Annotated in this window: 1 pseudogene; it reads right to left on the bottom strand. The window is 64.4% G+C overall.

Going from position 1 to position 1098, the window contains the following annotated elements:
- Positions 1–35: 35 nt before the first annotated feature.
- Positions 36–979: pseudogene (locus CVV76_RS24375) on the bottom strand (IS3 family transposase); the annotation flags it as partial.
- Between the last annotated feature and the right edge of the window lie 119 nt (positions 980–1098).

The raw sequence follows: 1098 nt of genomic DNA, 5'->3' as shown, positions 1-1098 counted from the left end.
TGATCGACCGCTTGACAGCCACGCCCCGATTACAGAAGGCACTCGTCCCTGAGGCTGCCATTGAAGCTTTCGATGAAGGCGTTCTGCTGGGGCTTGCCCGGGTCGATGTAGTGCCATGGCACACCGTTCTTGTCGGCCCACTTCAGGATGGCGCGGCTGGTGAACTCGGTGCCGTTGTCGCTGACGATGCAAGCGGGCTTTCCGTAGATCCGCACCAGCGCATCCAGCTCGCGGGCGACACGGGCGCCCGAGATGCTGGTGTCGGCGGTCAGGCACAGGTTCTCCCGGCAGCAATCGTCGATCACCGCCAGGATGCGGAACTTGCGCGCGGCGCCGAAGCTGTCGGCCAGAAAGTCGAGCGACCAGCGGGCATTGGGATGCGCCGCCTCCGGCATCGGCGCGCGTGACCCGCGGGCCCGCTTGCGCCCGCGCCGTCGCTTCACCGACAGCCCTTCCTCCCGGTAGAGCCGATACAGCTTCTTGTGGTTCATGAGCATGCCCTTGCGCTCGAGCAGGATGCCGATCCGGCGATAGCCGAACCGGCGCCGCTTCCCGGCGATCTCCTTCATTTCCTCGCGGATCTCGGGGCAGTCCGGCGGGCGTTCGCGCCGGACCGTCTTGGGATCGACACCGACAAGCTGGCAGGCCCGGCGCTGCGAGATATCGTGATCCCGCATGGCCCTGAGCGCTGCCTCTCGCCGCCTGGTCAGCGTCGTCAGTTCTTTCCCAGAAGATCCTTCAGGACGACATTGTCGAGCATGGTGTCGGCCAGCAGGCGCTTGAGCTTGGCGTTCTCATCTTCCAGCGCCTTCAGCCTGGCGGCCTCGGAGACCTCCATGCCGCCATACTTGGACTTCAGCTTGTAGAACGTCGCAGGGCTGAGACCATGCCTGCGGCACACCTCAGCTGTTGGCATGCCCGCCTCCTGCTCCTTGATCATCCCGATTATCTGCGCCTCGGTGAAACGGCTCTTCCTCATTCATCTGCTCCTTCACGGTTGAGCAGACTCTACATCAGACTGAGGGATCTCGCGGGGGGCAGGTCATTGGTTCGAGCACAATGGCGAGGGCCGCGCTACGCCAGCGAGGCTCGCTCTCG

The sequence above is a fragment of the Acidimangrovimonas sediminis genome (assembly GCF_002871005.1).
In the GTDB taxonomy this organism is placed as follows: Bacteria; Pseudomonadota; Alphaproteobacteria; order Rhodobacterales; family Rhodobacteraceae; genus Acidimangrovimonas; species Acidimangrovimonas sediminis.
The sequence above is the reverse complement of the archived record's forward strand: the minus strand, read 5'-3'. Positions and strand labels throughout refer to the sequence as shown.